This window comes from Gammaproteobacteria bacterium, from assembly GCA_013696315.1.
GTDB lineage: Bacteria > Pseudomonadota > Gammaproteobacteria > JACCYU01 > JACCYU01 > JACCYU01.
Genome location: JACCYU010000079.1, coordinates 1 through 7,349, shown reverse-complemented (window position 1 = coordinate 7,349; position 7,349 = coordinate 1). Strand labels below are relative to the sequence as shown.

Annotated in this window: 8 protein-coding genes; 5 read left to right on the top strand and 3 right to left on the bottom strand. The window is 60.6% G+C overall.

The genetic code is table 11. From position 1 onward, the window contains the following. A partial coding sequence (locus H0V34_04500; protein ID MBA2490983.1) for a hypothetical protein occupies window positions 1-349 on the bottom strand: 349 nt, incomplete at its 3' end. A gap of 42 nt (window positions 350-391) precedes the next feature. Continuing rightward, window positions 392-676, bottom strand: a complete 285-nt coding sequence (locus H0V34_04495; protein MBA2490982.1) for a hypothetical protein — start codon at window positions 674-676, stop codon at window positions 392-394. Window positions 677-1,346: 670 nt separating this feature from the next. Here H0V34_04495 and H0V34_04490 point away from each other — a divergent pair. From H0V34_04490 to H0V34_04470, 5 genes are all read left to right on the top strand, one after another. Continuing rightward, window positions 1,347-2,267, top strand: a complete 921-nt coding sequence (locus H0V34_04490; GenBank protein ID MBA2490981.1) for a glutamine amidotransferase family protein — start codon at window positions 1,347-1,349, stop codon at window positions 2,265-2,267. Further along, window positions 2,254-2,937 (top strand): protein GlxC, encoded by a 684-nt coding sequence (locus H0V34_04485; GenBank protein MBA2490980.1) that lies wholly within the window; start codon window positions 2,254-2,256, stop codon window positions 2,935-2,937. Before H0V34_04490 ends, H0V34_04485 begins: the two co-directional genes overlap by 14 nt. 31 nt (window positions 2,938-2,968) lie before the next feature. Next, a complete protein-coding gene (locus H0V34_04480; GenBank protein ID MBA2490979.1) occupies window positions 2,969-4,282 on the top strand; it encodes an FMN-binding glutamate synthase family protein in 1,314 nt (437 codons plus the stop codon). A gap of 169 nt (window positions 4,283-4,451) precedes the next feature. Continuing rightward, window positions 4,452-5,759 carry a type III glutamate--ammonia ligase gene (glnT, locus tag H0V34_04475; GenBank protein MBA2490978.1) on the top strand — a complete coding sequence of 436 codons (1,308 nt, stop codon included), beginning with the start codon at window positions 4,452-4,454 and terminating at the stop codon, window positions 5,757-5,759. A 403-nt stretch (window positions 5,760-6,162) separates the two neighbouring features. Beyond that, window positions 6,163-6,783: a helix-turn-helix transcriptional regulator gene (locus H0V34_04470; protein ID MBA2490977.1), complete on the top strand. Its 621-nt coding sequence runs from the start codon at window positions 6,163-6,165 to the stop codon at window positions 6,781-6,783. A 114-nt stretch (window positions 6,784-6,897) separates the two neighbouring features. On the opposite strand, the gene H0V34_04465 is transcribed toward H0V34_04470, so the two are convergent. Continuing rightward, the coding region (locus H0V34_04465; protein MBA2490976.1) for an EAL domain-containing protein at window positions 6,898-7,349 on the bottom strand (452 nt) is incomplete at its 5' end.

Below are 7,349 nucleotides of genomic sequence, written 5' to 3'. Positions count from 1 at the left end.
ACACGAGCAGAGCCGCCACGAATAAAAGCTGGAGGAGATTTACCGTGTAATCGAAGCGGTTGTCGATGATTGCCTTCGCGGCGGCCGGGTCCTTGCCCAGCTTTTCCCAGCCTTCCTGCATCGCCGCGTTCTGTCCGAGCTGTTCCCAAGTCACCTTCGGCGCTACTGCTTTCGCGGCCCGCGTGGGGGCGGCCGAATCTTCCGCCGCGACCGGTTGGTGCAATGTTCGCCATTCCGCCACCCATGCTGGGGCCTTCAGAGCGCAAAACACCAACACCAGCATGAGCAGGGAGTCGACGACCATGCCCACGATGCCTTGCCGGGGCGGCTGATACGCTGTTTTTGCCATGCAACGTTTCCTCTGTCTGAATGCGACCCGCGGGCCCCGAGCCTACTTCTTCCTCATCTGGTCGAGATGGCGGATATCGATTTCGTAAATCCAGCGCTTGTCGTTGGCGTAGTGCCGCAGCATCGCGATGACCGATGCGGTGTTGTAGCCAACGATCAGCAACGCACTAATGATCAGGGCGAACGCGATGCCGTTGTTGTGCAGCTCGCTGCGCACGCCGAGATAGACGATCACGACCGCGATCCACAGCCCGGCGAGCAGGCAGAGCGCCCATAAACGATCCCTGGAATACATGGCGTCAATCCGTTCGTGCATGGATCGTTTCATCGTTTTCGCTCCCGGCCGGTGCCGTTATGGAATGCTGTTGTCATGCGTTCACCCGCCTCCTGCGATACCGGTTCGCGTACTTGCACACCCGCGCGACCGCGCCATAAGTTTTATTTTTCGTCCGTCTTACGCGTATTGTCAAGTATTAGTTAACTTTTTTTACTGTGATGAAACCTTGTGCTGCACCCCGGATGCCAGCTTGCGACCCATTCAGACACGACACGACGGGGGTGGCGCGGCACTTGTATCGTATTCTTTGCCATACCAATCTACTCGGCAAACGTGTTGCCGCCGAAGCCGTTCCCACCGTCGGCCTACCGCGCAGGCTTGACCGCGCCGGGCGACGTGTGTTTAATTTCAGGAAACATTAGTTCCTTGGAGGAAGGTTCTGAAACCATGGGCTGAGCCGCCGCTACTCCGGCCGGCAACACTTGCCGGCACGCGTATTTTAAGGCCGTCTTACGACGTTGCGATCATCGGTGGCGGCGGGCACGGCTTGGCGATGGTTCGTTACCCGACATCAGGCGCTAAGCAACGGCGCCATGGCGCAGGGCGAGGTCGTCGAGACGCCTTTTTACGATCCGGAAAGCCGGCGTCAGGCAATGTAAACCCGGGAGATGTGAATACTTGCCGTTGAACACTGCTGAATGCTTTTTTGGGAGATTGATTAATGTGCGGGATTGTAGGTTTGTTCGCCAAGTCGCCCGACGTCGAAAGCAGGCTCGGCGAATTGCTGTCGAATATGCTGATCGAGATGACCGAACGCGGACCCGACAGTACCGGGGTTTCGTTTTATCGGCATCCAGTGGGTCCGAGTGAAACCAAGCTGCTCGTCTATAGCGCGGACCCGGATTACGCCTGGGAGGGCGGGGTGCATGACGATCTGAAAAAGGCTTTCGGCCACCGGGTGCAATTTGCCGTTCACGCGAGCCACGCACTCACGGTGCTGCCGGTCGAGGCCGAGACGGCGCAGTCCTGGTTCTGGAAAAACCATCCGGAACTTCGGGTCATCAGCGCCGGGACAGTCATCGAGACGTACAAGGAGAAGGGGTTGCCGCGCGATATAATCGAACGCTTCGGGCTGCGCGCGTTCAGCGGGACGCATGCGCTTGGACATACGCGCATGGCCACCGAGAGCGAGGTTACCACCGAGCATTCGCATCCGTTCTCGACGGGTCAGGATCTTTGTCTCGTGCACAATGGATCGTTGTCGAACCATAATCGTCTGCGCGATCGACTGCGGGCCGAGGGCATCCGCTTCGAGACGGACAACGACAGCGAAGTCGCCGCCGGCTATCTCACCTGGCGGCTGCGCCAGGGCGCTTCGCTCGAACAGGCGCTGGAGTCGGCGCTTGAGGATCTGGACGGATTCTTCACCTTCGCGATCGGCACGCGCGACGGCTTTGCCGTAATCCGCGACGTGATCGGCTGCAAGCCCGGCGTGATCGCCGAGACCGACGACTGGGTGGCGATGGCCTCGGAGTATCGCGCGTTCGCGGGCCTCCCGGGTGTCGAGCACGCGAACGTGTGGGAACCAGCGCCCGCGACCGTCTACAGCTGGAATCGGAGTGAGACCCGTGCGGACCATTGATCTGGATGTGACCTCGGTGCGCGAGCTGAATTCGCGTCTGCATCAGTGCGCGGATCAGCAAGACGACGCACAGTGGCTTGTCCGCAACCCGCGCGGCAAGCACGCGCTCGCAGTCGGACTCAACGCGCCGCTCGATGTCACCGTGGAAGGCCCCACCGGATACTACTGCGCGGGTCACAACAAGGCAGCGACGGTAACAATAGGGGGCTACGCCGGGCCGGCGGTGGCCGAAAACATCATGTCCGGCACGGTGCGGGTCAAGGGCAACGCTTCGCAATATGCGGCGGCGTCTGGCCGCGGCGGCCTGGTCGTGATCGAGGGCGACACGAGCACGCGCTGCGGCATCTCCATGAAAGGCGTTGACATCGTGGTCGGCGGTTCGATCGGCAACATGAGCGCGTTCATGGCGCAGCGCGGGCGCCTGGTGGTATGCGGCGACGCGGGGCAAAACCTCGGCGATTCCATCTACGAGGCCATCGTCTACGTGCGCGGCAAGGTCGCAAGCCTGGGCGCCGACTGTGTCGAACAAGCGATGAGCGCGGAAGATTTTGACAGCGTGCGGGCGTTGCTAAACCAGGCCGGTATCGACGCCGGCGCGCGCGATTTCAAACGTTACGGCTCCGCGCGCCAGCTCTATCACTTCCACGTCGAGCACGCGGATGCGTATTAGCCGCGGTCACAAGTCTGTTGAGGAAACATCCATGACCAGCGAAGCGCACGACTTACGGTATTCCAGCACTTTCCCGCCTGGCGTGATCGCGGAAATCCAGCGCGCGGCCGATCAGGGTCTATACGAGATTCGCGGTTTCGGCGCCAAGCGTAAATTACCGAGTTTCGACGATTTGCTGTTCCTGGGCGCATCCATGTCGCGTTATCCGCTGGAAGGCTATCGCGAGAAATGCGCGACCAATGTGTCGATCGGCACCCGCTTCGCAAAGCAGCCCATAGAACTCAAGATCCCTATTACCTTTGCGGGCATGAGCTTCGGTGCGCTGGGCACGCACGCGAAAGAATCCCTAGGCCGCGCGGCGACCGAACTGGGCACGACGACGACTACCGGCGACGGCGGCATGACCGACGAAGAGCGACGCGCCTCCAAAACGCTGGTGTATCAGGTGCTGCCGTCGCGTTACGGCCTCAATCCAGATGACTTGCGACGCTGTGACGCGATCGAAGTCGTCGTGGGGCAGGGCGCCAAACCCGGCGGCGGCGGGATGCTACTGGGACAGAAGATCAACGCGAGAGTCGCCGGCATGCGCGATCTGCCCGAAGGGATCGATCAGCGCAGCGCCTGCCGTCATCCCGACTGGACCGGGCCGGACGATCTGGAGATCAAGATTCAGGAACTGCGCGAGATTACGGACTGGCAGAAACCGATTTACATCAAGATCGGCGCGACGCGGGTACGCTACGACGTGATGCTGTGCGTCAAGGCGGGCGCGGACGCCATCGTGCTGGACGGCATGCAGGGCGGCACCGCAGCCACGCAGGACGTGTTTATCGAGCACGTCGGTATTCCCACCCTGCCGGCGGTGCGCATGGCGGTCGAGGCTCTGCTGGAACTTGGCATGCACCGCAAGGTGCAGCTCATCGTTTCCGGCGGCATCCGCACCGGCGCCGATGCAGCCAAGGCGCTCGCGCTGGGCGCCGATGCGGTGTCCATCGGTGTCGCGGCGCTCATCGCGCTGGGCTGCAACAAGCCCGTGTACGTCGAGGATTACCACAAGCTCGGCACTGTGCCCGGCGCTTGCCATCACTGTCACACGGGTCGTTGTCCGGTGGGCGTCACTACGCAGATTCCGGAGTTGGAGGCGCGCCTGCATCCGGAGCAGGGCGCGAAGTGGCTGCGCAATTACGTGTCGACCATGGTGCTGGAGTTGCAGACCATCGCGCGCGCGTGCGGTAAGAGCCACGTTCACAACCTGGAGCCACAGGACATGGTCGCGCTGACCGTCGAGGCAGCGGCAATGGCCAGAGTGCCGCTCGCGGGCACCGGCTGGATCCCTGGCGCCTGAGTTCGAAATAGTGGCATCCCGTGCATAACTTATATATGTGTAGGTCGCCAATCCCTTGGCGAAGTTTTGTCGGCAAAGGATTGCCGACCTACGGGTTTACGCGTTGTACCACGGGAAACCGCGTCAGACAGTTTTACAACACGCATCAAGACAAACGGGAGCGTTCCCAATGACCACGAATCTCGAAAAGGTTGCCAAGGAAAAAGGCATCAAATACTTCCTGGTGAGTTTTGTCGATCTGCTCGGCGTGCTGCGTGCGAAGATGGTACCGGCGCGCGCCATCGCGCAGATGCAGCGTGACGGCGCGGGCTTCGCGGGTTTCGCCACCTGGCTGGACATGACGCCTGCGCACCCGGATCTGTTCGGCCGGCCCGACGCGGATAGCCTGATTCAATTGCCGTGGAAGCCGGAGGTTGCGTGGCTCGCTTCTGATTTATGGATGTCGGGCGAGGAGGTGGTCGCCTCGCCGCGCGCGGCGCTGAAAAAACAGGTCGCCGCGGCCGACGCCCAGGGCTATCGCATTAAAACCGGCGTGGAATGCGAGTACTTTCTGCTCTCGCCCGACGGCAAGGAGCTCTCCGATCCCCGCGACACACAGACCAAGCCGTGCTACGACCAGTCCTATATGATGCGGCGCTTCGATGTGACCAGCAGAATCGTGGACACGATGATCGAGTTAGGCTGGGAGCCTTATCAGGCCGACCACGAGGATGCGAATGGTCAGTTCGAGCTCAACTGGGGTTATGACGACTGTCTGGTGACCGCCGATCGCCACGTGTTCTTCAAGTATCTGGTCAAGCAGATTGCCGAAGATCATGGCTACCGGGCGACCTTCATGCCCAAGCCGTTTATCAATCTAACCGGCAATGGCTGCCACGCACACGTGTCGCTGTGGGACAAGAGCGGCAGGAAAAATCTGTTCCACGATCCTAAAGGCGAACTGAGTCTCTCAAAACTCGCGTATCACTTTCTCGGCGGCATCATGCACAACGCAGAGGCGCTGTGCTCGATCTTCAATCCCACGGTCAACAGCTACAAGCGCCTCTCCGCGCCGCGCACGACCTCCGGCGCGACGTGGGCGCCCGGCTCGATCACGTACGGCGGCAACAACCGCACGCACATGATCCGCATCCCCGGCTCTGACCGTCTGGAATTGCGTTTAATGGACGGCGCCGCCAATCCGTACCTCATGCAGGCGGGCATTATCGCCGCGGGTCTGGACGGCATCGCCAACAAGCGCGATCCCGGCAAGCGCCTGGACATCGACATGTTCGCCGAAGGGCACACGATTACTGACTGCAAGCGCCTGCCGCTGAACATGCTTGACGCGGTGCGCCTCACGGACAAGAGCAACGTGCTGCGCGAACGCATGGGCGACGAACTGATCGACTGCTACGTGAAATTCAAAATGGACGAATGGCGCCGTTACGGCGGGTGCATCAGTCAGTGGGAACTGGACAATACACTGGATTGTTAAGAGCCACTGGTTAAGACAAAGTCCGTCATCTCCACCAGCGGCCTGTCATGTCGACCAACCGACTGTCATCGAGCATCCGGCTGTCATCTCGACCAACGGGAGAGATCTTAATAACCTCCAGCCAGAAGCAAGGGTTGCATCTACGTGCAAGATTTCTCCCGGAGCCTGCCCTGAGCAAGGTCGAAGGGGTCGAAACGACAAGGAGTAATTGGTAATCTAGCCGCAGGTCGCCACATATTGTCCCGGAGAGAATCTGGACGGCGCAAGCTGTCCGCCCGGTGAGTTCAGAGATGGTTGTCATCAATGCTTTGGCGACAGCCGGGAAAGGGTTCCCGAGCTACCTACCTTACCCGGAATTTCGGTGGGCCAGTGACAACTGGCATCAAGTAAAAAGTTCAAGACGATGCGCACAAAGAAGGATGTCGAGGCCCAGGTGTCGTCCAGGGACGCCGGTGGCCGTTCGCTGGACGACTATCTCGGCAAGATGATCCACGCGCTGCGTCGTCACGATCACCTGACGATCGCCGAGGTGGCCGACCAGGCGGGCATCAGCCGCGGCATGCTTTCCAAGATCGAGAACGGCCAGGTATCGACCAGTCTCGACAGCTTGAACAAGATCGCCGGTGCGCTGGGCGTGTCGCTGGCGCATCTATTCCGCTACTACAATGTCCCGGCTGGCACGGCGCAGTTAGTCAAAGGTGGCGAGGCCATGGAAGTTGTCAGGCGCGGCACCCGCCGTGGACACATCTACAGGCTGCTCGCCTACGATCAAGGCCCGAAAAAACTGTTCGAGCCGTTCCTGGTCACCATGGACGACGCCAGCGAAGTGTATCCCGCGTTCGAACACCCCGGCACCGAGTTCATCTACATGCTCAAAGGCAAGCTGCAATACCGCCACGGCACCCAGACCTACCTGCTCAACCCCGGCGATTCGCTCACCTTTCGCGGCGACGTGCCGCACGGCCCGGACAAACTCATCCGCACACCCATCGCCATTCTCGCCATAATCATGTATGGGGAATAACGATCGGCGACTCAGTCCGAAGTATCCGGGCCGCTCGGCGGACTTAAGGTCAGAACGTATAAAGGGGGGCGTAACGCTGGCCCGCGAAGCACGCTCCGCCGCGGCGGCTGCATTTCATCCGAGCGACGCCTTACTGGCAAATGGGCGCGGGGCGCAAATCAACTCCGCGCATTCATCCACGGGCAGTGGCTTGCTGAAAAAGAAACCCTGCACCTCGTCGCAGCCGTGCTTGCGCAGGAACGCGAGCTGGGTCTCGGTCTCCACACCCTCCGCGATGACTTTCAGACCCAGGCCGTGCGCCATCGCGATGATCGCCGTGGTGATCGATTTGTCATCGGCATCGTCGGTAATATCCCGCACGAACGAGGCATCGATCTTCAGGGTGTCCAGCGGAAAACGCTTGAGATAGCTAAGCGACGAATAGCCGCTGCCGAAATCGTCGATCGACAGGCTGATGCTCATCCGCTTGAACTGTTGCAGGGCAGCGATCGTTTCCCCCGCGTTACGCATGATGGTGCTTTCGGTCAGCTCCAGCTCCAGAAATTCCGGCGGCAGTCCGGTCTCGG

What these genes read in the sequence shown, in the direction of transcription:
- H0V34_04490 (MBA2490981.1), top strand. Translation starts at nt 1,347, where the DNA reads ATGTGCGGGATTGTAGGTTTGTTCGCCAAGTCGCCCGACGTCGAAAGC.
- H0V34_04495 (MBA2490982.1), bottom strand. Translation starts at nt 676, where the DNA reads ATGAAACGATCCATGCACGAACGGATTGACGCCATGTATTCCAGGGAT.
- H0V34_04480 (MBA2490979.1), top strand. Translation starts at nt 2,969, where the DNA reads ATGACCAGCGAAGCGCACGACTTACGGTATTCCAGCACTTTCCCGCCT.
- H0V34_04470 (MBA2490977.1), top strand. Translation starts at nt 6,163, where the DNA reads ATGCGCACAAAGAAGGATGTCGAGGCCCAGGTGTCGTCCAGGGACGCC.
- glnT (MBA2490978.1), top strand. Translation starts at nt 4,452, where the DNA reads ATGACCACGAATCTCGAAAAGGTTGCCAAGGAAAAAGGCATCAAATAC.